This window comes from Streptomyces sp. DSM 41931 (assembly GCF_050271085.1).
Taxonomy (GTDB): Bacteria; Actinomycetota; Actinomycetes; order Streptomycetales; family Streptomycetaceae; genus Streptomyces; species Streptomyces albogriseolus.
The window spans coordinates 5,606,324-5,629,696 of sequence record NZ_CP189902.1; the positions used below are offsets into that span (position 1 = coordinate 5,606,324).

10 protein-coding genes and 2 pseudogenes are annotated in these 23,373 nt (G+C 71.4%); 4 read left to right on the plus strand and 8 right to left on the minus strand.

Features of this window, described 5'->3' with window-relative positions:
- Positions 1-40 precede the first annotated feature (40 nt).
- The gene (locus ACP7TJ_RS25815; protein WP_427765703.1) at positions 41-646 is read right to left on the minus strand and encodes a class I SAM-dependent methyltransferase; all 606 of its coding nucleotides are present in this window, start codon (positions 644-646) and stop codon (positions 41-43) included.
- A gap of 270 nt (positions 647-916) precedes the next feature.
- Here ACP7TJ_RS25815 and ACP7TJ_RS25820 point away from each other — a divergent pair, with 270 nt between their 5' ends.
- On the plus strand, positions 917-2,068 hold the full coding sequence (locus ACP7TJ_RS25820) for a P1 family peptidase (protein ID WP_427765706.1): 1,152 nt from the start codon (positions 917-919) through the stop codon (positions 2,066-2,068).
- Between the two features lie 97 nt (positions 2,069-2,165).
- On the opposite strand, the gene ACP7TJ_RS25825 is transcribed toward ACP7TJ_RS25820, so the two are convergent.
- The 3 genes from ACP7TJ_RS25825 to ACP7TJ_RS25835 form a co-directional block, all read right to left on the minus strand.
- The gene (locus ACP7TJ_RS25825) at positions 2,166-2,906 is read right to left on the minus strand and encodes an NIPSNAP family protein (protein ID WP_313896753.1); all 741 of its coding nucleotides are present in this window, start codon (positions 2,904-2,906) and stop codon (positions 2,166-2,168) included.
- Positions 2,907-3,020: 114 nt separating this feature from the next.
- Positions 3,021-4,205 (minus strand): PP2C family protein-serine/threonine phosphatase, encoded by a 1,185-nt coding sequence (locus tag ACP7TJ_RS25830; RefSeq protein ID WP_208840656.1) that lies wholly within the window; start codon positions 4,203-4,205, stop codon positions 3,021-3,023.
- Between the two features lie 185 nt (positions 4,206-4,390).
- Positions 4,391-6,235: a thiamine pyrophosphate-requiring protein gene (locus ACP7TJ_RS25835; protein WP_427765710.1), complete on the minus strand. Its 1,845-nt coding sequence runs from the start codon at positions 6,233-6,235 to the stop codon at positions 4,391-4,393.
- A gap of 794 nt (positions 6,236-7,029) precedes the next feature.
- Here ACP7TJ_RS25835 and ACP7TJ_RS25840 point away from each other — a divergent pair.
- Positions 7,030-8,799, plus strand: coding sequence for a S8 family serine peptidase (locus tag ACP7TJ_RS25840; protein ID WP_367548902.1), 1,770 nt, complete (start codon positions 7,030-7,032; stop codon positions 8,797-8,799).
- Positions 8,800-9,246: 447 nt separating this feature from the next.
- Here the strand turns inward: ACP7TJ_RS25840 and ACP7TJ_RS25845 are convergent, their stop codons facing one another.
- Positions 9,247-9,723, minus strand: a complete 477-nt coding sequence (locus ACP7TJ_RS25845) for an ATP-binding protein (RefSeq protein WP_266549896.1) — start codon at positions 9,721-9,723, stop codon at positions 9,247-9,249.
- Positions 9,724-9,884: 161 nt separating this feature from the next.
- On the opposite strand from ACP7TJ_RS25845, the gene ACP7TJ_RS25850 reads away from it, so the two are divergent.
- Positions 9,885-12,563, plus strand: a complete 2,679-nt coding sequence (locus ACP7TJ_RS25850) for a LuxR C-terminal-related transcriptional regulator (protein ID WP_427765713.1) — start codon at positions 9,885-9,887, stop codon at positions 12,561-12,563.
- A 96-nt stretch (positions 12,564-12,659) separates the two neighbouring features.
- Here ACP7TJ_RS25850 and ACP7TJ_RS25855 read toward each other — a convergent pair whose 3' ends face one another.
- Complete coding sequence (locus tag ACP7TJ_RS25855; protein ID WP_427765717.1) at positions 12,660-13,991, minus strand: alpha/beta hydrolase; 1,332 nt, start codon at positions 13,989-13,991, stop codon at positions 12,660-12,662.
- Positions 13,992-15,792: 1,801 nt separating this feature from the next.
- Between ACP7TJ_RS25855 and ACP7TJ_RS25860 the strand changes: the two genes are divergently transcribed.
- On the plus strand, positions 15,793-21,084 hold the full coding sequence (locus ACP7TJ_RS25860; RefSeq protein WP_427765720.1) for a sacsin N-terminal ATP-binding-like domain-containing protein: 5,292 nt from the start codon (positions 15,793-15,795) through the stop codon (positions 21,082-21,084).
- Positions 21,085-21,246: 162 nt separating this feature from the next.
- On the opposite strand, the pseudogene ACP7TJ_RS25865 reads toward ACP7TJ_RS25860, so the two are convergent.
- A pseudogene (locus ACP7TJ_RS25865) lies at positions 21,247-22,839 on the minus strand (helicase-related protein); the annotation flags it as partial.
- Positions 22,838-23,035 (minus strand): annotated as a pseudogene (locus ACP7TJ_RS25870) (NERD domain-containing protein); the annotation flags it as partial. The pseudogenes ACP7TJ_RS25870 and ACP7TJ_RS25865, both read right to left, overlap by 2 nt.
- Between the last annotated feature and the right edge of the window lie 338 nt (positions 23,036-23,373).

The window sequence follows — 23,373 nt, forward strand, 5'->3', positions numbered from 1 at the left end:
GCGCGCACGGGCCCGTCGGTCGCGGCGCCGACACCGTGCGTCATCTCCGTACGGCGCGGACGAGCGCGTCCAGAGCGGTGCGGGCGCGGCCCTCGGCGTCGGTCACCGGCCGGGTGACCGTCCCGGCCCGCACGATGTCGGCGTAAGGCCGCCAGACACCGGCGACCTGTTCGGCGGTGCAGAGCACGCCCGGGTCCCGCGGGCCGCCGTGGCCGTGCTCGAGGTTGGCGGCGTCGTGGCCGACGAGCAGCAGCGTCCCGCCCGTCCGCACGGCGGTGGCGGCCCGGGACAGCACCTCGGCCAACTGCGGCCACGGCACCTGCAGATACGCGATCAGCGCCAGGTCGTACGACGCGGCCGGGGGCGCCCAGTCCACCAGATCGGCCTGGACGGTGCGCACGCGCACGCCCCGTTCGGCGGCCAGCCGCGCGGCCTTCCCGAGGGCCACCGCGGAGAAGTCGACGGCGTCCACCTCCCAGCCCCGTTCCGCGAGCCAGACCGCGTTGCGGCCCTCGCCGGCGGCGATGTCCACCGCCCGGCCGGGCGGCTCCAGACCGGCGAGCTCCTGTTCGACGAAACGGTTGGGCTCGGCCCTCCAGACCAGTTCGCTGCCGCGGTACCGCTCGTCCCAGTCCGCTGCGTCCATCGTGCGCACCTCGTTTCCCTCGCGTCCGGCCGGAGTCCTCCTCCCCATCGAACCGCACCGGGGCGGGCTCGGACGTCGGCGGAAGCGGCAGGACACCGGCGGCACGACCGGATCGCTGCCGCACCCGGTGACCCGCCGCGTTCGGTGACCCTCGTTCGGAGCAGCACGCCGCCTGTCGCCACGGGGCGCACCGTCCCGGTCGATAGCGTCCGACCGGCTGCCGCCGGGCCGAACGGCGGACCCGTCAGCGCGTCGCAGGGAAGAGGTTCCATGACGTCACGATCCATCCGTCTGCTGGCATCCGGGCTGGTCCTCGCCTCGACCTGGGCCTGCCTCGCCCTGGGCGGCACCCATGCCTCGGCCCGGACGGCGCCGAAGGGGGGCGGCGACGGCGTGCCGGGCCGATTGAACGCCATCACCGACGTCCCGGGCATCCTGGTCGGACAGGTGCAGTCGACCGAACCGCCCTATCTCACCGGTTCGACCGTGGTGTACACCCCGGACGAACCGGTCGCCGGTGTCGATGTGCGGGGCGGCGCCCCGGGCACGTGGATGACGGACATGCTCAGCCCCGCCAACGCCAATCCGGGGACGGACGCCATCGTGCTCACCGGGGGCAGCGCCTGGGGCATGGACGTCGGCGTCGGCGCGATGCACTGGCTGGAGGACCGCAAGGGCGTCGACATCCCCATCGTGCCGGGAGCGGTGATCTACGACATCGGCCGGGGCGGGGACGACACGGCCCGTCCCACGGCGGACTGGGGCTACCGGGCGATGGACGCGGCCAAGGACGGACCGGTCCGTCAGGGCACCGTGGGCGCCGGGACGGGAGCCCTCACCGGGAACGGGACCCTGAAGGGCGGCGTGGGCACGGCCAGCGTCGAGCTGGACGACGGGACCGTCGTCGGAGCACTGGTCGTGGTCAACGCCCTGGGCTCCACGGTGAACCCGAAGGACTGCACGCTGTACGGCGCCGAACTGGGCCTCGGTCAGGAGTTCGCCGGGCTGCGCAAGCCCTCACCCGCCGAGTGCGGGCCGCTCGGGGGAACGGCCCAGGACCGCAACACCACGATCGCGGTCGTGGCCACCAGCGCGAGCGTGGAGAACGCGGCGGCGACCAGGATGGCCGCGGCGGCACAGGACGGTCTGGCCCGGGCGATCAACCCCGCCCACACGCTCCACGACGGGGACACCGTCTTCGCGGTGGCCACCGGCACCGGCCGCAGACTGGCCAACAACGATCCGGACGACGTCCCTGCCCTCGCCCGGATCGGCGCCGCCGCGGCCGACACCGTCAGCCGTGCGGTCGCCCACGCCATGCTCGCGGCCACCTCCGCGCGCCAGTACGAGAGCTACTGCGACACCTACCCGTCGGCCTGCGCGAACCTCCAGCGCCACCGGGCGGGCCGGGGAGGCGCCTGACACCGCGAGGTCCTGAACCGCCTGCGCGGGGAGGCGCCGACGGCGCGAGCGCCGAGCAGATCCCGCGCGGGGACGAGGCCCTCCCGGCGGGCGTCCGTCAGCGGATCAGCGAGCGGCCCGTGGGAGCCAGCCGCAGTGTCCTGGGGGCGGCCGTCCGCGCCCCCTCGACGGCGGTCAGGAGCCCGTCCCGGACGAGGGGGTGGTCGCGCACGCCGGCCAGGTGCCGTCGGTGGCCGCTCTCGTCCGGGTACGACGTCAGGACCACGGCCACGTTCTCACCGGTGCGGACCGGCAGCCTGGGGAACGTGTTGGGAGCGGACTCGGTGGCCAGGGCGGCGAGCGGCGCGGGTCCCGTCTCGCGGAACACCGGGAGGAGACCGTCCCGGACCAGGTCGAGGCCGTCGTGCCGTCCGGGCGGGAAGGACCACAGCGTGGCGGCCACGAAACGCTCCGGTTCCGGGGCGCCGGGCCGAGGCCGCTCGGCGGGGGAGACGGCGAAGCCGGTCCCGGCCGACAGCGGTCGCAGCAGGAGCACGTCGTCGGAGTCGATCATGGTGGCGTTGGCCCGGGGGCCGTGCTCGGCCCAGACCGGGCCGCCGTAGAACGCCGTCAGCGCGTGGTGGCGCGCCGTCATGTCCCGGAAACCCCGTAGCCAGACGAAGCGGTTGGGGTCGTCGAGGTCCCGGAACTGACCGAGCACCACCATCCCGGTCTCCTCCTGGGTCTCCACGAACTCCCGGTCGAACAGCTCGATGAGCTCGTCGCGCCGGCCGGGACGCAGCGTGTACTGGCGCAGTTCGATCACGCCGGGGTGGTCGACGGCATGGGTGGGTGGCACGGCGGGCTCCTGTTCGGTGGTCTTCTCCGGGCGCGGAACGACGGTAGGGGAGCCGTGTGCCAGGCTGTCAGGGTTTCCTGGAACGAACTGGGAGCGGCGGTGGGGCGGACCGGTTCAGACGTCCGCTCCGGCCCGGGTCCGGCGGCTTGCGGTGGTGGGGCCGTGCCATTGCAGGCAGAGCACGGTGGCGTCGTCCTGCAGTTGTCCGCGACTCGCCTCGGTGACCGCGGTGGCCAGGGTGCGGACGACTTCGCGGGGATGGTCGTCGGCGGTGTCGCGGAGCAGCCCGGCCAGATCGACGCCCGACGCGTGCCGTTCCTGCATGCCGTCCGTGTAGAACAGCAGACGGTCGCCGGGACGCAGGTCGAGGTGCTCCACCCGGTAGGGGCCCTGGACCGGGACCCCGAAGGGGAGGTTGATGTGAGGGCGGATCTCCTCGACGGTGCCCTTGCGCAGCCGCAGCGGCCACAGATGGCCGGCGTTGACGAACTGCGCGCTGCTGCCGTCCAGGGCGATGCGCAGCAGCTGGCCGGTGGCGAAGGTGCGGCGGCCGTGGTGGAGGAGGGCCTGGTGCATCTGGCGGGCCTGTTCGGCGATGTCCGCTCCGGCCCGGCGGGCGCCTCGGGAGGCGTTGACGACGAGGGTGGCCATCAAGGAAGCGTTGACGTCGTGGCCCATGGCGTCGGTGATGGACACGTGCAGGGTGTCGTGGTCGAGGGCGTAGTCGTAACTGTCGCCGGCGATGTCGTCGGCCGGGACCAGCGCACCGGCCAGAGCGAACTGAGCGGCCTCGCAGGAGGGAGCCGACGGCAGCAGCTGGCGCTGGATCTCGGCGGCCAGGGTGACCGGAGTGGTGCGCTGGCCCCAGTGGTAGAGGTCGGTGAAGCGGCGGTCGGTGACGAGGATGTACGCCAGCGCGTGTGCCGCCTTCCCCACCTGCTCCAGAGTCTCGGTCGACGCCTCGGGCAGGTGCAGCTCCAGAACGCCGATCGTGTCCCCCCGGTTGGTGACAGGGGCCAGCACCCGCTGTCCGGGGCCGTCGCTGTGAGCACGGATGAGCTCCTGGGTGCGCAGGACCCTCTCGTACACGCTGTCCGCCAGCGGGATCTGCTCGGCCTTGCGCTCCTGTCGGGAGGTCGCCTCCTCACTGACCCGTACCATCTGGCGGCCGACGACGTCGACGAAGAGGAACGACACGTATCGTGCGCCGAACCGGTCCCTGAGATGGTGTGCCACCACGTCCAGGGACGCCACCGGGGCGGCATCCTCCGCCGCGGCCAGGACATCGGCCAATACCATACGGTCGCTCGTCACCACAGCCTCCTCGTTCCCCGTCGCTCCTTCCCCGTCTCGTCACGAACATCGCGGCATGTGCATAGGGACCGGGTCAGGGGGCGGCGGCCGGCGCAGGGGAGAGCGGCGGTGCGGTGGCTGACGACGGGCCGCGCCCAGCAGCCGCATGTGCAGGTGCGGCGCCTCTTGGGTCACTTGCTCTCTTCGGTGCTGTCGTGCCGGCCGGCGCCCGGGCGGTCGTCGCGGCGACGGCTGCCGGGCAGCATCTCCTGCACCTTGGCCTTCAGGCCCTGTTTCACCATGGAGCCGCGGTCGCTGTCGCCCTTGAGGACCGCGGCGGCCGCTGCCTCGATCTGATCCAGCGAGGCGTGCGGCGGGATCGGCGGCACGGCCGGGTCGGTGCGGAAGTCGATGACGAACGGCCGGTCCGCGGCGAGGGCCCGGTCCCAGGCGGCCTCGACCTGCTTGGGCTTCTCCACCCGCACGCCGTCCAGGCCGATGCGCTGGGCGATGTCCGCGTACGGCAGGTCGGGGATGTGCTGGGACTCCTCGAACTGAGGGGCGCCGGACATGGCGCGCATCTCCCAGGTCACCTGGTTGAGGTCGCCGTTGTTCAGCACCGCGACGATCAGCCGGGGGTCGGACCACTCGCGGTAGTACTTCGCGGCGGTGACCATCTCCATCATGCCGTTCATCTGCATCGCCCCGTCCCCGACCAGGGCGATCGCCGGCCGGTCGGGATGGGCGAACTTCGCCCCGATGGCGTACGGCACACCGGGGCCCATCGTGGCCAGGGTGCCGGACAGGGAGCCGCGCATGCGGCCGCGCAGCCGCAGGTGCCGGGCGTACCAGTTGGCGGCCGAGCCGGAGTCGGCGGCGAGGATCACGTCGTCGGGCAGCTTGCCGTCCAGGGCATGGACGACGTACTCCGGATTGACGGGGTCGGCGCTGACGGCGGCGCGGCGCTGCATGACCTCCCACCAGCGGGCGACGTTCTTCTCGACCCGCTCCCGCCACGTCCGGTCCTGCTTGCGGTGCAGCTTGGGCAGCAGGCGGCGCAGCGTCTCCCGGGCGTCGCCGACGAGATTGACCTCGTTGGGGTAGCGCAGGCCGATCATGTGCGGATCGATGTCGATCTGCACGGCCCGCGCCTGGTCCAGTTCCGGCATGAACTGCGTGTACGGGAAACTGGAGCCGATCATCAGCAGGGTGTCGCACTCCCGCATCAGCTCGTAGGAGGGGCGGGTGCCCAGCAACCCGATGGAGCCGGTCACGTAGGGCAGGTCGTCGGGCAGGGCGTCCTTGCCGAGCAGCGCCTTGGCCACCCCGGCACCGAGCACGTCCGCCAGCCGCTCGACCTCCTCGCGGGCGCCGCGCGCGCCCTGTCCGATCAGCACGGCGACCTTCTCGCCCGCGTTCAGCACGTCGGCGGCCCGCTGGATGTCCTCGTCGGCCGGCACCGGCGCGTACCGTCCCAGCCCCAGGCTGGACGGCACCATCTTGAAGGCGTGCGTGGGCGGGCTGTAGTCCAGCTCCTGCACGTCACCGGGCAGGATGATCGCCGTCACGGTGCGCTTGGCGTAGGCGGTGCGGAACGCGCGGTCGATGAGGTTCGGCAGTTGCTCGGGCACCGTCGCCGTCTCGCAGAAGTCGGAGGCGACATCCTTGTACAGACTCGCGAGGTCCACTTCCTGCTGGTAGGAGCCGCCCATGGCACTGCGGTTGGTCTGCCCCACCAGCGCCACGACGGGGACGTGGTCCAGCTTGGCGTCGTAGAGGCCGTTCAGCAGGTGGATCGCGCCGGGGCCTGAGGTCGCCGCGCACACGCCCACCTTGCCGGAGAACTTGGCGTAGCCGACGGCCTGGAACGCGGACATCTCCTCGTGGCGGGCCTGGACGAACTTCGGCTTGTTGTCCGCCCGCCCCCAGGCCGCCAGCAGCCCGTTGATGCCGTCGCCCGCGTAGGCGAACACGTGGTCCACATCCCACTCGCGCAGCCGCTGGAGGATGTAGTCGGCCACCTTCGTGCCGGCCATGCGCACTCCCTTTCCGATCCCGCCGACGAACGACTGCCCCCGGCGTCCAGGTGTGCACAGGGAGGCGCGGGGGTGAGACGCTTCATGGGTAACCGGGCCGGTACGGGCGAAACGTCGCCCGGCGAAGCCCGACCCGGTTGCCCGAGCGGCAGCCGAGGGAGGCGAGCGGGTCGTCGCGTGATCGCCCCCCGCTTCCCAGCGGTGCACTTCACGGGGCTGGGGCCGAGCCCCTTCCGTCCGCCACACGCCGGCCGGCGGCGTGCGGCGGACAACGCGCCGCCGGCGGCGCCCGCTCCGGGGCGACGCTGACCGTGTTCGCCGGGTCCGAGGGCGGGGCCGTCGTGGCACCTCGGGTGGCACGGCGATCGGCGCGACCGCGTCGTCGTCCACCGGGCCGGCCGACCGGTCCCCGGTGAGGCCTGTCGTCGGCTTTCCTGCGATGCGTCCCGAGGGTCGGCGGGCGGACGCACAACTCGTCCGGGGACCCCAATAATTCGAGTATCCGTGAGGCAGCCGCCCGGATAGGCGCGCGGTCGGTGCGCCCGTAGGTTCCAGCCACCGGTCGCGACGCATGACGTCGACGGTGCGGACCGCCTCCTCACATCCGCGCCGGACCGGAGCCGCACGGGCGCCGGGGCCCCACACCCGACGCCCGTGCGGCCGGGCCGCACTCCCCAGCCCCTTGCTCCTGCGGCGCCCCAGGAGAGCGACTTGTCATGACCCGGCTCAATGAGTCGTGGTGGACAGGTCGTGGGACAGCGAAAGGAAACACCTTGAAGCACAGACCGCTCGGCATGTCCCTCGTCGCCCTGACCACGGCAGCGCTGCTCGGAACCGGCACGGCCGTCGCCGTCGCCGACCCCGCGGCGACCGTCGGCTCCCCCGTGAAGGCGGCCGTTCCCGCCGCCACGGCCGGTCAGCCGGTCGAGCGCCTGATCGTCGGATACACGTCCCAGGCCGCGGAGGCGAAGTCCGACTCCGCTGCCACCGAGGACGCCAAGAACAAGGGCCGAAGGACCGGCGAGTCCCTCGACTTCGACCGCAGACTGGGCACCGGGGCGGTGCTGGTCGACCTCGGAGCCGAACTCGGCAAGAAGGACGCGGCGGACGTCATGGCCGCCTTCCGCGCCGACCCGGACGTCGCCTTCGTGGTCCCGGACAAGCGGATGTACGCCACCGCCGTGACGCCGAACGACGCGGAGTACAACCGCCAGTGGGACCTCTTCGAGGCCACGGCGGGAATGAACGTACCGGACGCGTGGGGCAAGGCCACGGGCGCGGGCGTCAAGGTCGCCGTCATAGACACCGGCTACGTCTCCCACTCGGACCTCACCGCCAACGTCGTCGCGGGATACGACTTCATCTCCGACCCGTTCATCGCCAACGACGGAGGCGGCCGCGACAGCAACGCCTCCGACCCGGGCGACTGGATGCTCCGCGGCGAGTGCGGCAACAACTACCCCGAGTACGACACCACCAGCTCCTGGCACGGTACCCACGTCGCGGGCACCATCGCCGCCACCACCGACAACGGCAAGGGCATCGCGGGCATCGCGTACAACGCGACCGTCCAGCCGGTCCGCGTGCTCGGCAAGTGCGGTGGCACCACGGCGGACATCATGGACGCCATCACCTGGGCGTCCGGCGGCTACGTTCCGGGAGTCCCGTCCAACCCGAACCCCGCCGACGTCCTCAACATGAGCCTCGGCGGCAGCGGCGCCTGCGACGCGGGCACCCAGAGCGCCATCAACGGCGCCGTGAACCGTGGCGCGTCGGTCGTCGTCGCGGCCGGCAACAGCAACGCCGACGCGGCCGGCTTCAACCCGGCCAACTGCTCCAACGTCATCACGGTCGCCGCCTCCGACCGTGAGGGCAACCGCGCCTCGTACTCCAACTACGGCAGCATCGTCGACATCACCGCTCCCGGCGGCGAGACGGCGGTCAGCTCCGCCAACGGCATCTGGTCCACGCTCAACAGCGGCACGCGGAGCCCGGCGAGCGAGAACTACGAGGCGTACCAGGGCACCAGCATGGCCGCCCCGCACATCGCGGGCCTCGCCGCGCTGATGTACGAGGCGAACCCGTCGATCACCCCGGCCCAGGTCGAGTCGTCGATCAAGAGCAACGCCCGTCCCCTGCCCGGATACTGCTCCGGCGGCTGTGGCGCCGGCCTCGCGGACGCCGCGGCCACCCTCGGCGGTTCCACCCAGCCACCCACGGGCACCGTGTTCACCAACTCCACCAACGTGAACATCCCGGACAACACCACGGTCGCCTCCTCCATCGCGGTGACCGGCATCAGCGGTAACGCCCCGGCGTCCCTCAAGATCGGCGTCGACATCAAGCACACCTACCGCGGTGACCTGAAGATCGAGATCGTCGCCCCGAACGGTGCCGCGGCCGTCCTCAAGAACACCAGCACCAGCGACAGCGCCGACAACGTCATCGCCACCTACACGGTCGACGCCTCCGGCGTGGTCGCGAGCGGTACCTGGAAGCTGCGCGTCACGGACGCCTACGCGGGCGACACGGGCTACATCGACTCCTGGAGCCTCACCTTCTGACCCCTTCACATCACCCCGCACCACAGGGCCCGCCGGTGCCTCCGCATCCGGCGGGCCTGACCGATTCGGGAGTTGCAGCATCGCCGGTATGACGACTTCCCCGAGGGCCGACCACACTCACCGCGGCGGCCCCGGCCCTCAGGACCCGCGCCGTGTTCCCGGTCCGTGCGGTGGAGGGCGACCGCCGCTGCCCGCCGCGGACGTCGCGGGGCGACAGGACGGGCCTGTCGGGGCCGGGCCGCCGCCGACCCCCATGGACGGAGCGGTTGATCCATGCCTGTCGCAGGCCGTGCGGGCCATCCCGTGAACAGTTCCGCGGCGGGACGGGCGCACCGGATCGAAGCGGCGACGCACCGAGACACCGGACGCCCGGCCCGTCGGCGGCCGGACCGGGCGACCGTCCTCAGGCGGCGTGCCACTGACGGCGGAGGCCGCCCGCGTCCGCGGTCACAGGGCGACCACGGCCCGCACCAGCGTGCCCCCGGCGTCGCGCCGTACGGACCTGTCCACGGCGTACGCGTCGACCAGGGCCAGTCCGCGTCCGAATTCCGCGTCCATGTCGGTCGCCTCGCAGCGGGGTGCGGACCGGTCTCGCCACCGCCCCTGGTCACGCACCTCCAGAGTCAGCGAGTGACAGTCGGCTGTGAGCGTCACCGTCAGGTCCGGGCTGCCGCTGTGCAGGACCACGTTGGTCGCCAGCTCGCTGACGATCACGGCGAGCGCCTCCTCGGCGGCCGCGGGCAAGCGGTGGCTGAGCGCCACCGCCGCCATCAGACGGCGCAGGCGGGACACGGCCCGGGGACAGGCCGGGAGGGTGGCCACGGCCAGGGCGCGCGCCGCGCCGGTCCGGGGGCACTCGGTCCTCCGCGGCTCCTGCTCGCTCGCGATCGGCCCCCCGCGGCTCGGACACATCACCTTTTTCACGCGGGACTCCTGCCAGGCAGCCGACTGTGCCGGCGTCGGGCCCCGCGAATCCTGGAGACGACGAGGCCTTACGGGTCCACGGTGCCCGCCGTCTCCGGCGCGGGGCAATCAGGGCAGACTGACTACGTATACGCAAACAACGATGAGGCGCGTGAGGGTCCGTGACAGCTACGGCGGGAACCGACGCGACGACGGGTGAGACCGAGGTCGCGCTGCGGAGACGACTCGAAGCCGCTCTCGCTCCGGAAGGCGCGGGACGGCCCTTGCTGCTGCTCGTCGAGGGCGCGGCCGGGACGGGCAAGAGCTACCTGGTCCACCGGCTGACGGCGGCTCTGCCCCCTACCGTGCGTCGCATGACGCCCGAGGAGCCGCCGCCCGACTCGGGGCCTGTGCTCACCGTCGTCGAGGACGTCCACCGCGCGCGGCCCGGGGTCGTCGCGCGCCTGCTCCGTCTGCTTGCCGAGCCGCGTGCCCCTCTCGCCTGCGTCCTGAGCTACCGCCCTGAGGAACTGGCCGTGCCGGGGCTGGTACTGGGGCCCGCGACCGAGTTCCCGGCCACGCTCACCGTCGTGCGGCACGTCCTCGGGCCGCTCGACGTCACGGCGGTCCGCGGGATGGCCGAGGACGCGCTCGGAGCGGACCACTGCACGGCCGACCTGGTCGACGGTCTGTACCGGGCCTCCGGCGGTGTCGCGCAGACCGTCGCCGACCTGCTCGACGATCTGGCCGCCCGGCCGCCGGTCCCCGGTCAGCCGTACTCCGTGGCCCACCGGACGGGTACGCCTCCGCGACTCGAGGCCCTGGTCCTGCGGCGTACCGCCGCCGTGCCCGAGGAGCACCGCGCGGTCGTCTTCGCCGCCGCCGTGCTGGACGAGCCCGCCCCCTCGCGCGACCTCGCCGCCGTGGCGGGCCTCCGGGGACAGCCGTTCCACCACGCCCTGGTCGCGGCGTGCCGGGCCGGGGTCCTCGAGGCACGCGGCGACGGCCGCTACGGCTTCACCTCGCCGCTCGCCGCGGCCGCCGCCCGCCGCGCCGCCACGGGGCCCGCACTGGAGGTCCTGCACCGGCGTGCCGCCCGGCTGCTCGCCGCCCGCCAGCCCGTCGACTGGGAACGCGTGGCCGGGCATCGTCTCGCCTGCGGTGACGAGCGGGGGTGGCTGCACGCCGTCGAGCGCGCGGCCCAGAGCTTCGAGGAGGACGGTGAGCAACAGCGGGCGGTGCCCTTGCTGGAGTCGGCGCTGGCCACGGACCTGGTACCGCGGCAGGCCCGCTCCCGGCTCGCCACGCTGCTGGCCCGCTGTGCCGTGGTGGGCCTGCGCTCCGACCAGACTCTGCGGGTGCTGCGGCACATCGTGGCCGACCCCGGGCTCCCCGTCGGCGTACGCGGCGAGATCCGCCTGGACCTGGGCCTGCTCCAGTGCAACCAGGTGGGTGCGGTGGCCGAAGGCCTGGCCGAGCTCACCCGCGCGGTGGGCGAGCTGGAGGGACGGCCGGTGCCGCTGGCCCGCGCCCTGTCCGCCCTCGCGATGCCTTACGGGCCGGGGTTCTCGCTCGCCGAGAACGCCGCGTGGATCGAGCGGGCCGTGGCGGTCGCGGACGAGTCGGGCGACCCGGTGGTCCAGACGGCGGTCGCGGCGAACCGGGTGAGTGTGCTGCTCAACGGAGGCGATCCGGCCGCCTGGGAGCTGATCGACCGCCTGCCCCGGGAGAGCGACCTGGCCGGCTGCCGTCAGCAGACCGCCCGCGGCCTGTGCAACGCGGCGGACGCGGCGGTCTGGCTCGGGCACTACGAGAAGTCGCGGGAGCTGCTGGCCGAGGGCGTCGCCCTGGCCGCGCGCAGCGGAGCCGCGTACGCGGAAAGGACCGGGCGTGGCTGCGCGCTCGTCCTCGACTGGGCGACCGGGCGGTGGGCAGGTCTCGCCGAACGGGCCCGCGCCTTCGTCGAAGAGGCCGGCACCATGCCCTACCTCGTCTCCGACGCCCGGATGGTGCTCGGTCTGCTGGCCCTCTCACGCGGCGAATGGGCCGACGCGGTCACCCACCTGCGTGGTCCCCAGGCCGCCGACCTCGACACCGGCCCCGTGCCGATCTCGGCGACCGTCTCCGGGGCACTGATCAGACTGGCCCTCGCCCACGACGACATCGCGGCCGCGACCGAGGAGGCCGCGGCCGCGTGGAAGCGCCTGCGCGCCAAGGGGAACTGGTCCTGGGCCGCGGAGCTCGCGCCCTGGGCCGTGGAAGCGGCCCTGCGCGCCGGGGAGACGGTCACCGCCGGCTCGATGACGGAGGAGTTCGCCGCCGGACTGGAGGGCCGCGACGCGCCGTCGGCGGAGGCCGCCCTCGAATGGACACGGGCCGTCCTGGCCGAGCACACGGACGGCACGGCCGAAGCAGCCCTTCTCTACGAGTCGAGTGCCGCCGCCTACCGGGAGCTTCCCCGGCCCTACCACGAGGCCCTCACCACGGTGGGCGCCGCCCGGTGCGCGCTCACCCTGGGAGAGAAGAGGGATTCCGCCGTCACCGCGCTCACCGACCGCGCAGCCGTCTTCGACGTGCTCGGCGCGACCTGGGACGCCGCCCGTGTCCGTGCCGAACTGCGCCGGTACCAGCCGGCCGGGGAACGTCGGCAGCCCGGCCGCCCCCGGTACGGCGACATGCTCTCGCCCCGCGAGGCGGAGGTCGCCGAACTGGCCGCTGCGGGCATGTCCAACCGGGAGATCGCCACCACGCTCCACCTTTCGCCCCGCACCGTGGAGCAGCACGTCGCCCGAGCCCTCCAGAAGACGGGCGTGCACTCCCGTCAGCAGCTCGCCCAAGCCCTCGAAGCGGCCTCGGGCTGATGGTGTGCGGGGATCAGCATGATGACGGTGCCCCTCAGGGCGAAGCATGTGTATGACGGATCGCCCGCAGGGTTCGCGCTCCTCGTCCGCGGCCGGTCAGACGCTGATGAGGTCGAACGACTCGGAGGGGCCGATCGTTGTGCCGTTGGCGATGAGCGGGGCGGTTCCGGCGTTTCCGGCGCTGACGTACAGGTTGTTGGCCTGTGCGCGCAGGCTGGTGGTGCCGTCGGAGTTGTTCACGCGCTGGAAGGTCTCCCAGGGGCCGACGGCGGTGCGGTTGGCGATGAGCGCGTTGGCACCGGCGTTCTCGGCGCAGACGTATCGGCCGTTGACGCGGGCGCGCAGTGCGACGGCGCCTCCGCCGAGGTCGAGCAGGTCGAATCGTTCCCAGTCGCCGATGGCGGTGCGGTTGGCGATGAGCGGGTCGGCTCCGGCGTTCTCCGCGCAGACGTACTGGTTGGTGGCCCGGGAGCGCAGGCTGACGATCCGCCCGGTGGGGAGGGGGGTGAGGACGGCTTCCCAGGTGGTGGTGCTGGTGTTGGAGGTGGCGTCGGCGGGGAGGCGGTCGCGGGCGGCGGTGTCCGCGTAGAGACTCCAGCGCATCCAGTCCACGTAGGTGGCGACGGTCTGGGTGTGGTTGTAGCCGCTCCATATGTACTGGTCGTGGCCCGTGCCGCGGTGGGTGAGGAACGCCTTGGGCGCGGGCAGTTCCCCGTACGCCTGGCGGGCGGAGGAGTACTGGGTGAGGGTGTCCTGATCGCCGTGGACGAAGAGGACCTTGGCGGCGACCGTGCTGTTGGGGTTGCCCATGTCGACACAGGCGAAGGGGACGGCGGCGGCTATCCGGCTGTCCGGCCAGGCCGTCAGCAGCCCGTGGGTGGTCATGCCGCCCAGCGAATGGCCCGCGACGCCGACGCCGGTGGTGGTGTCGAGGTGCCCGGCGAGCGGGTCGCCGGCCGTGGTGTTGAGGGCGAGGGTGTTGGTGATGACCTGGGAGACGTCCATGGACTGGTTGCCGTTGTAGACGTCCTGGACGTTGCCCTGGGTACCGCTGGAGGTCGTGGGGAAGACGGGTGCGGGGACGACGAATCCGGCCTCGGCCAGGGGCCGGACCAGCGGCGCGTAGCTCTCCGGGTTGCCGCCGAGGCCGTGGCTGAACTCGCAGATGGGGAAGACGCCGTCCGCGATGGGGGCGTTGACGACGGGATTGCCGCCCGGTGTGCCGGTGGCGGGGTAGAAGATCCGGGTGGTCAGCCGACGGCTGCCGCGGCTCCAGGCGTACTCCCTCACCCCGATGGCGAAGCGCTGGGTCGGCGCGGCTGCCGGGGCGAGCGAGGATGCCGTTGCCGCGGTGGTGCCGTACGCATGGACGGCGGCCACGGCTCCGGCTGCGCCCAGTCCCAGGAAGGTACGCCTGTTCATGGCCATGGTGTGCTCCTTGTCGGATGGTGTGGGTGGACAGGGGAGTTCCGGGGCGGCGGGTCTGCCAGGAGGCGAGCGGGCCCGCGGGCCCGCGGTTGAAGCCCCGTCGGTGGGAATGCGCCGGCTTCCACCAACGGAGAGCGGAGCCGCCCGGCGATCGCGTCTGCTCTCACAAGCCGGCAGCCGTATCGGGCTGGACGTTCCAGAGGCCGACGGTCATGGTCCGGCCGGTGAAGCCGGTGTACGCCGGACCCCGTGCGCCGGCGGCGCCGACGAGGTGGAGAGCGCCATGACGCGCCACGTTGGCCGCGTGCGCGGTCCGGGCGGCGATGGCATCGTGTGACGGCGTGTGATGCTACCCATGGGATTCCTCTTCTGTGTTCGCGCTGGCGCTGACGTGCGGAAGGCGGCGATCAGTGGAGGTACGGGCGGGCGACGCGTGCTGTTGGACCACGGTCCGGAGTCCAGCCGTGTCGGGGGCGGCTCTTGACCGACGCTGGAACCGATGTGAGCAATTGTTTGTTCGGTATATCGTTCAATGTTCGTCGGCCTGAACGGAGAGTAGGGTGAGGCTGACGGGGTGTCAATCGCGGGATGTGGCGCCTTACGGTCACCTTTTGCGCGGCTCTGAGGCGACGTTCGAATAGGTCGCTCTTGAGTGGAGCGTGAGGAGCTACGAAATACCAACGAAATCCGAAGCGGGAGCCGGCGATGCGGGAGATGGTTACCGGTTATCGGCGCTCCCGCAGGGTGTCGCTTCCGAAACTCAACGAAAGCGACCCTCCCGCTCGCTGTCCGAAACTGTTCCACGCCAGGAAGGAGAGGCTCCGGATCGCTCTGCGGTCGGGCTGTGGCGATCGGCTGATCCAGAACGAGGGAGTGCGCCTGCCGCCTGCTGAGGCTGCCCACCATGTGAGCCCGGGCCGCCGACACGATCGACCGGGAACATGTTGAGGTGTCGTGCCCCTTGCCTCCAAGGGGCACGACACCACGACGATCAGATGTCCCGGAAGAGACCGGCCAGTTCCGTGACCTGCTGCTATGGACGGTCGTGGGCCGCTGACCTGGCAAATGGCCTTTCGGAGGTTTCACGCTCGTATCCGTTGATGCAGCCGAAAGTCCCAGAAAAGTCCCAGAAAACTCCCACTACCCGCAGCCATTTTTCGGTTCCATGCAGGGCTTTGGGCGCGGTGTGGGCTGGTGTCTGTGCATCGGTGGTCCGCCCTGAACGAACTGCAGCACGTGCTTCTCGAACCGCTCGCGGCTGGTGAAGATCCCGCGGCCTGGGATCCGGGTGACTGGCGGTTGGCCTATGCTCTATGCAACCGTGGGCTTCTGAGCGTCAGGCGCCGTGGTGGGAATGTGTGTGCGGAGGTCACCGAGGCCAGCCGCTTCTACTTTCGGCATGGCCGTCATCTCGACGACCCGGCGTATACAGATAGTGGCGACCAGGCGGTATCCGCCCGGCACCGCGCTTTCGGCGGCAGGCGTCGGGTGGCGCGGTTCCACAGGGCGGAGGCGCGTTCCGATGGCTGACAGCGAACGGCCTGATGTCCGTGCGAGCTGCAGGCTGGTGCAGGAGCCGCACACCAAGGGAATTGCGTTCGCTCGTGGTCCGTGACCTCGGCGAAGGCGATGAAGCAGCGCGCTTGAATGCGAGTGGGACGGTGAGGGCGGCCGGGTACCTGTGCGCCATGTGCAATTCACCAGATCTCATGCCCCCTGATTCGGTTGGATGGCACTGCCAGGAGGCTTCTGGCGGGCGCAGGCGCAGGCGCAGGCTGTGCACGAACGAGGGGGAGCAGTCATGACATCGATGTGGAATTCCGCGGAGGGTGACGGGTTCCGGGCGGTTGTACGCGCCCTGACCCGGCGGCGAGTCGAGATCTACAGGGACGCCGGCAGGACATGGCGGTTCGCCGAGAGCCTGAAGTCCGTCAGCGAGGACACCGCCCAGGAGTACGAGGGCCGCACGATCCTTGAACTCGTCCAGAACGGTCACGACGCGCTCGGTCAAGCCGCCCCGGGAAGGATCGCCGTCCTGGCGGTCACCCGGGAGGACGGCGGCGTCCTCTACGTCGCCAACGAGGGGGCGGTGTTCACCGAGGAGAACTTCCGCGCCATCACTGAGCTGGCCCTGTCGAGCAAGGCGGCGGGTGAGGGGATCGGCAACAAGGGCCTCGGTTTCCGCAGCGTGCTCCAACTGACGGACTGGCCGGAGATCTACTCGAAGTCCTCACCCGACTCCCGGGTGTTCGACGGCTATTGCTTCCGCTTCGCCAGGCCCGAGGACGTGCGCGCCCTGGTGGACGACCCGGCACTCGCGGCCCGGGTGATCGAGGACATCTCTCCGTTGGCACTACCGGTACCGGCCGACGTCACCGACCCCGTGCTCAAGGAACTCGCCGAGGACGGCTACTCCACGGTTGTACGGCTGCCACTGCGCGACCGGCACGCCTGGGGACTCGTTGTGGCGCAGGCGGAGGACATGGTGAACGGCGAGGCGCCGCTCCTGCTCTTCCTCGACCGGGTGGCCGAACTCCTCGTCGAGGTGCGCGAAGGCTCCGACACCGGCTTCCGACAAGTCCTCTCGCGTGCCGAGTGTGCATCGGAACTGGTCACCGCATGCGAGAACGACTGGGTACGGGAGGTCGACCTGGCCGGGGCGGGCCGCTACCTGCTGGCGCGCCGCACACTCGATGCGGAGGCTCTGAGCGCAGCGGTCAGCCGCAGTGTCCGGGCGCGCGAGATCGACGCAGCCTGGGAGAGCTGGAACGCCGAGGCATGGGTGGCGGTCGCGCTGCGACTGGACGAGCCGCTCACCCACGGGCGCATGTACACCTTCCTGCCGATGGCCGAAGGCGTCCACGCCCCGTTTCCCGGTCACGCCCACGCGCCGTTCTTCACCAAGCTGGCCCGCCTCGACATCAGCGAAACGGTGGCTCTGAACGCCTTCCTCCTCGATCAACTCGCTCTACTGACGGTGGAACTGGGCAGGCGCATCCGCTCGCAGACTCCGCACCTGCGCGCCGCGGACCTCGTACTCGACCTCATGTGCTGGGACGTTCCCGACCGGCTGAACGCCGCCCTGGACGGGAAGCTCGCCGCCGAATCGATCGTGCCCCTGCACGGCCGGGAGGCGTGGGGCTCGCTGCAGGACTCCTACGGATGGCGGCCCGACGGCAAGCGCTCCTGGCGTGTTCTCACTACCGATGCACTCACAAAGGCCGGAGGCGACCTGCTGACCCCGTCCGTCGGCCCGGTCCGCCACACGCGTCTGGACAAACTGTGCCGAGCCGTCCTCTCCAGGCCCTTCCGTCCGCCGGCGCTGCTCGCCGCCGAGTGGGCCGAGACTGTGGCCCAGTCACTACTCGACGGTACGGAACCGGCAGGACAGGTATGGGCGGACTTCTACAGCGACCTGTCCCATGCGTTCGCCCGAGACCAGGGCGTGCTGCGGGGCCGGCGCATCATCCTCACCCAGGACAGCCAGCTGAGAAGCACCCTCGGCAGCCGGGCCGGGGCCGGCAGGCAGAACGCGACCGTCTTCTTCCACCCCGAACCCGACGACATCGCGGACGCCGATGCCGTCACCCGGGTCCCGGGCGACCTCAAGGCACTCCGGCGCCGTATCTCCTTCACCCACCCGGCAATCACCTGGGACATTGCCGGACGCGGATTCCTCGAGCGCAATGAACTGGTGCGCCCCTACCAACTGGACCGCGTCTTTGACGCGCTGAACGACCTGCTTTCCGACCATCCTTCGGAGGCGCTCAGTCGCGACGCCCTCACCTTCGCCTTCCGGCAGTACCCCCTGCTCACCCAGGCCCAGCGTCGTCGGCTGGCCCGTATCCCCTTCCGGTTGCCGCTGGCCGACACCGGCCGGTGGGGCAGAGCCTCACACTGCTCCTTCTCGCCCGCCTGGGGCACCGAGGGGGCGCGGCGGCTGGAGCGCTTCCTCGCCGAGGGGGGATCCCGGATCCCCGCCCTGGCCGCGCAGCGGGACCAGTGGATCAGCGGCCCCGACGACTGGCCCGCGCAGATCCGGGACCGGAGGGCCTACGCCGAGTTCCTGGAGGCCCTCGGCGTGTGCGACGGCTTGAGGCCGGGAGCCGTCGGGGAACGCCTCGGGGCTTGCCAAGGCTATGAACTGCGGCCCTCGGGCCTCGCCGTGCGCCTTGGACTGGAGGATGCTCTTGCCGAAGCATGGTCCGACGACGTCAGGAGCAGGTGGACCAAGTTCGCACATCCGTACACGCCGTACGAGTTCACGAAGGCTCCGGCCCACCTGGCCGGAGCAACCGAGGTTGCCGGGCTCGGCTTCGCCGCTCGGCGCGAGTTCGCCGAACTGCTGATGCACGGGCTCCGCACCTGGGGCGAGGAGGTTCTCACCGTCACGGTGCACAGGCCCCTGTACCCCTTCAAGGACGCGCATATCTGGCCCACTCCTCTGGCTTCCTATCTCCGAAGCCTTGCCTGGCTCCCCGTGGAGGAGCCGGACGGCCCGTCCTTCGTGGAGCCCCGTCGAGCCTGGTTCAGCACCGACGGTGAGCTCCCGGCCTTCGTGCCCGCGCTGCCCCTGTCGACGCGACGCCTGCTCAGCGACAGGGGCGTCGTCGAGCGGATGCTCCGGCTCGGTCTCCGCAGGTGGGACGATCCGCAGCACGCCGGGGCGGCGGTGAAACAGCTCGCTGACGTGCTCGACAAGGGCGAGGTGCCCGAGTATCTCAGTGTCTCCTTCAAACGGCACTACGAGCGGGCGTGGTCGAGCATCGCACGGACGGGCCGGTGGCCCTGGGCACCAGGTGAAAAAGTCCGTCTCGTGGTCAGCCGCGCCCATACGCTCGGCACCTTCACGCCGTCGGCCGACGAAGCACCGGTCATCGTCTGCGATGAGACGGACCCCTTGAAGGAGGCGCTCATCGAGCCGGCGGGGCATCCCGTCCTCGTCGCCGCGGCGGAGTCCGGTGACGCCGTCGTCCGCCTGGCCGCGGCGAACGGGCTGAGGACGCAGCGCACGTCGGCCACGCACGTGCAGGTGCGTCATCGCGACGGCGCCCCCATCATGCCGTCGGGACAGGCGGCGCCGTTCACTAGAGGGCGGGAGTGGCTGGTCACCGTGGTCGCGCTCGCCATGGAACTCAAGTCCGGGGCGTTCGTGCGCCGCAGCGAGCGCGGTGCCCGTGCAGCGCTCGAACGCCTCCGCGCCCTCCGCGTCGTACACGCCGACGACGTGGAGATCACCATCTCCGGGACGCCGGCCGAACCACCGTCGTCGACGCGCGCCCTGCCGCTGCCGGACGACGAGCACCCCACGGTAGTCGTCTGGAGGAGCGACGAGGGCTGGGACGAGCTGCAGGCGGCGACGCCCGCCGTCGCGCAACTGCTGGGCAGGCCGTGGTTGCAGGACGCGCTGGAACTGGTCCTGGTCAAACTTGAGCGGAGCTTCGGCGGTGGCAGCCCGACACTTGTCGACGACAGCGTCCTCGCCGCGGCGCTGGACACGACCGAGGCCAAGGTCGCCGAGATCCGGCGCAACCTCACCGGTGACGTGCAGGACGCGGTGAGACTGCTCCGCCCGGTACTGGCGTGCCTGGCCGCCGACGCCTGGAACGAGGAGGCCGCTCACCTCCTCGGCCGTGCGGCCGGTGAGCGCGAACTCGCCGGGATACTCGACCGACTCGCCAACGATCTGCCGCTGCCGTCGACGGAGCTGGTGGCCCTGGCCCGCTCCTGTACGAAACCGGCGGAGCTCAGGGACGAACTGGGGCTCGACTTCCAGCAGTTCAACGCCGCACTGGCCGCCCTCGGCCCCGGATACACCCCGGACCACTATCCTGACCGTCACGAACAGGTCTTCGGCGACTTCGTGCGCGCCCGTTCCGGTATCCTGCTGGACCGACTCCGCGAGCGATACGCCGTCGCCGCACAGCAGGGCGAGGACATCTCCGGTTACGCGGCGGCCCGCGGTCTTCACGATCTCCAGCCGGACCCGGACTGGCTTCCCCGCTTCATCACCCCGCCCGAAGAGGAGATGCGCGACAGGGTGCGGCAATGGCTTCGGGCGCATGGAGCCGACGACGACCTCGAACGGCCCACCGAACTCGATCCCGTCGACCGGCTCCGCGCATGCAACACGGCCGCACTCGACGCGCTCGTCCCGGCGCTGACCCCCCTGGTGACCGCCTGGTGCCGCCGTCACGGCGTCCAGGTGCCCGCCGGATGGCACGGAGCGGTGCTGATGGAATGCAGGAGCCACATCGACGGGACCGGGCTGGGCGACCTGCTGCCGCTGAACGAAGAACAGCTGCTCGACGCGGTGGAACGCGCCGTGGGATGGCCCGACGGAATGCCGCACGCCACGGATCCCGCGGCCCTGGGCCTCACCGAGAAGGACTTCGCGCAGACGGCGCCACGGCCCCTGGGCTCCGGCGGTTCTACGACCGTCGCCCCGCGCACGATCAAAATCGGGGACGCCGAAGTCAGGGTCGGAAGCGACCAGCTGTCCACCATCGCGGACATCGCCTCGAAGACCCTCGACGAGGCCTTCCTCACGCAGTCGGGCAGAGTGCGCCTGGACACGGTGGCCGGCGTGCCCCGGTCACGAAATGGAGGCAGTTCCTCCGCCAAGTCGCGCATCGTCGTCGCGAAGACGAAGCGGACCACCGAGGACCAGCGATCTGCCATCGGCCTCGTCGGGGAGGTGGCCGCGCGTGCCTGGCTCCAGCGCCACTACCCCGACGTGCGGTGGGTTTCGGGCTACGCGGCCGTCGTCAACGGCGACGACGAGGCGTCCGACTCCCTGGGCTACGACTTCGAGGTCACCTGGCGGGGCACCACCCGGCTGTACGAGGTGAAGGCGTTGAGTGACCCGGCCGCCGAGCGGGTGGAGTTCGAGCTCGGACCGTCCGAGGTGGACGCGGCCCGCCGCCATGCCCGGAGCAACCGCTACCGCATCCTGCTGATCACTGCGGCCCTCGTCCCGGAGGAACGCCGCGTGTTCGACCTACCGAACCCGTTCTCGGCCCAGGGGCGCGACCGCTTCAGAATGGTCAGCCGGGGGGTGCGCTATCAGTGCTCGCCCTTGGGCAGGGGGTAGCGCGTCCGATCCGCAGGGTGCGGCTACCTTGCTTCATCCTGCTCATGAGTCGTCATGAGCAGGATGGTTGTAGCTTGCAAATGTCCTACGGCAGGGGTGACCCGCGGCTGCCGAGCGACCATGGCGGGGAAGAGGAACCCGGAGGGGGTGGCAAGGCCTGCGTCACTGGACGTTCGAGAAGCGCTTCGGCTCCGCCAGAACGGCGCCGGCACCGTCGAAGTCGGCGAGCCGCGCCGACAGGGTGGCCACGGCCAGTCGTTGGGGGAGCGACGCCGAGAACTTCAGACCGCGCACTGCCCGCTGGTCGACATCGGGCAGGACGAGTGTCGGCCCGTCGGGTACGGCGTCCAGCGCGGCGTGCCACATGTCCGGGCTCAGATCCTCCCGGAGCCGCAGGTAGCAGTCCGTGGGTCGTTGTACCGGGTCGGCGACCGACGGCAGAGTCGCGCCCAGCGTCGCGTTGGCCCGGTACCCCGCCCACGTCCACCAGCGGACGTCATTCCCGCGTCGTGCGATCAGTGTCCCGCCCGGGTGGACGAGGTGAGGGGCGTCCCCGTCACGCCACTCCTGGAGGCAGAGCTGGGCTCGCCGGGTGATCGAGACGTTCGGGTCGGCGCCCAGGAGGACCTCGCGCATGGCCCGGGTGAGCGCGTACGACAGTCCGGCGATCGTGCCTCCGGACCATTTGGCGATCCCGCCGCCTTCGACCGGCTCGACGAAGACCCGCTTGCGCCCCCAGTCGATGAACGTCACCTGCCAGCTGCGGCCCGCCAGCAGCAGCCGGCGCGGACCCTGGCGTTCCTCGGTGAGAACGGACGGATCCATCCGTCCGATCTCGGTGCGGCCGGACAGGACGGTGAACTGCGGTGGTGCGGTGAAGGACGCGGTCAGCTCGATGAAGTGGCGCCGTCCGAAGCGGCGTTCCGCCTCGGGGCCGATGAACAGCATGCCCCCGTCGGTGTCGAGGAAGCCTTCGTCTGTCAGATGGCGGAGGATGGTAGCGGCCGAACGGTCGAAGGGTGCCAGACCGTTCCACTGCGCGGGCCACGTCCGATCGCCCAGCTTGTGTTCCTGCAGCACGGCGGCCAGCAGTTGCTGCGCGACGAGGTGGCGTGGCTCGGGAGGTGGGACGACCGGTTCGACCCAGCCGCGGCTCCACAGGAGCAGCAGCCCGGCGGCCTGCAACAGGGTGTCCCTCTGGGTGGCCAGGAACAGGCAGTTCCGGGTGCTTCCGGCGCGGCGCCCCGTCCGGCCGATGCGCTGGAGGAACGAGGCGACGGTGCCAGGGGCGTCGATCTGGATGACTCGGTCGAGGTCACCGACGTCGATGCCCAGTTCCAGGGTGGATGTGGCCACGATGACGCAGTCGCGCGCCTCGGCGAACGCCTGCTCGGACCGGACTCGTTCGTCGGCCGAGAGGGACGCGTGGGAGAGGACCACGGTGACGTCGCGTGTCCGAAGTGCCGCGCCCAGTTCCTCGACCTGCCGCCGGGAGTCGCGGAACACCAGTCGTTTCTCGCCCTTGTGCAGGGCCGCGATGACCTTGGCGGCATTGGACAGGGAGCCGACGTAGTCGAGTTCGACTTCTCCTGGCGGGGGACCGGCCGTGACCTTCGCGGGCGCTCCTGCCGGTGCCGTCTGCGAGGGCGCCGTGAGGTCCGGGGCGACGACCCGGCCCGGACGCCGGCCGGCACCGGACCCCTGCAGCCAGGTGAGCAGATGCTGTGGATTCCCGACGGTCGCCGACAGCCCGATCGATCATGTGGACGCCGCCGGGGGCGACGACGAGAAGGTCCACCTCGCGGACGTGACCGGTGTGAGCGGTGAAGGTGAAGTTCGACCAGGCCCGCCACGGATCGGCGTCCGGCAGCTGCTCCCGGATGGCTTCCAGGCCACGGTGCTCATGGTCGAACTCGGACTCGGTGACCGTGGTCCACCGGCCTTCCCGCATGCGCCGTCCCCGCCTCTTGCACTCCGACTCCAGTGGGCGTCCGCTCCTGGTCTCCCGGCCTTTCGCACCGTTTCCACTACGTCGCGGACCCGGTGAATCCTAGTCGTGGCCGCCGACAGCGGGTACGTCCCGGACGGTGGACCAGGAGACGAGGGGAGAGGACGCTCCGCCGCGAGCAGCCGGGCATCGGACGCCCGAACCGTAGGCTCCTCGTCCGCGAGGTGCAGCAGACGGTGAGACCGCGGCCGGCGGGCCTCCGCACCCGGCCGGAACGCCGGGCAACCGCTCCGAGGACGCGTGACCCCGTCGAGGCGCATTTTGACCACTTCGACACCGGC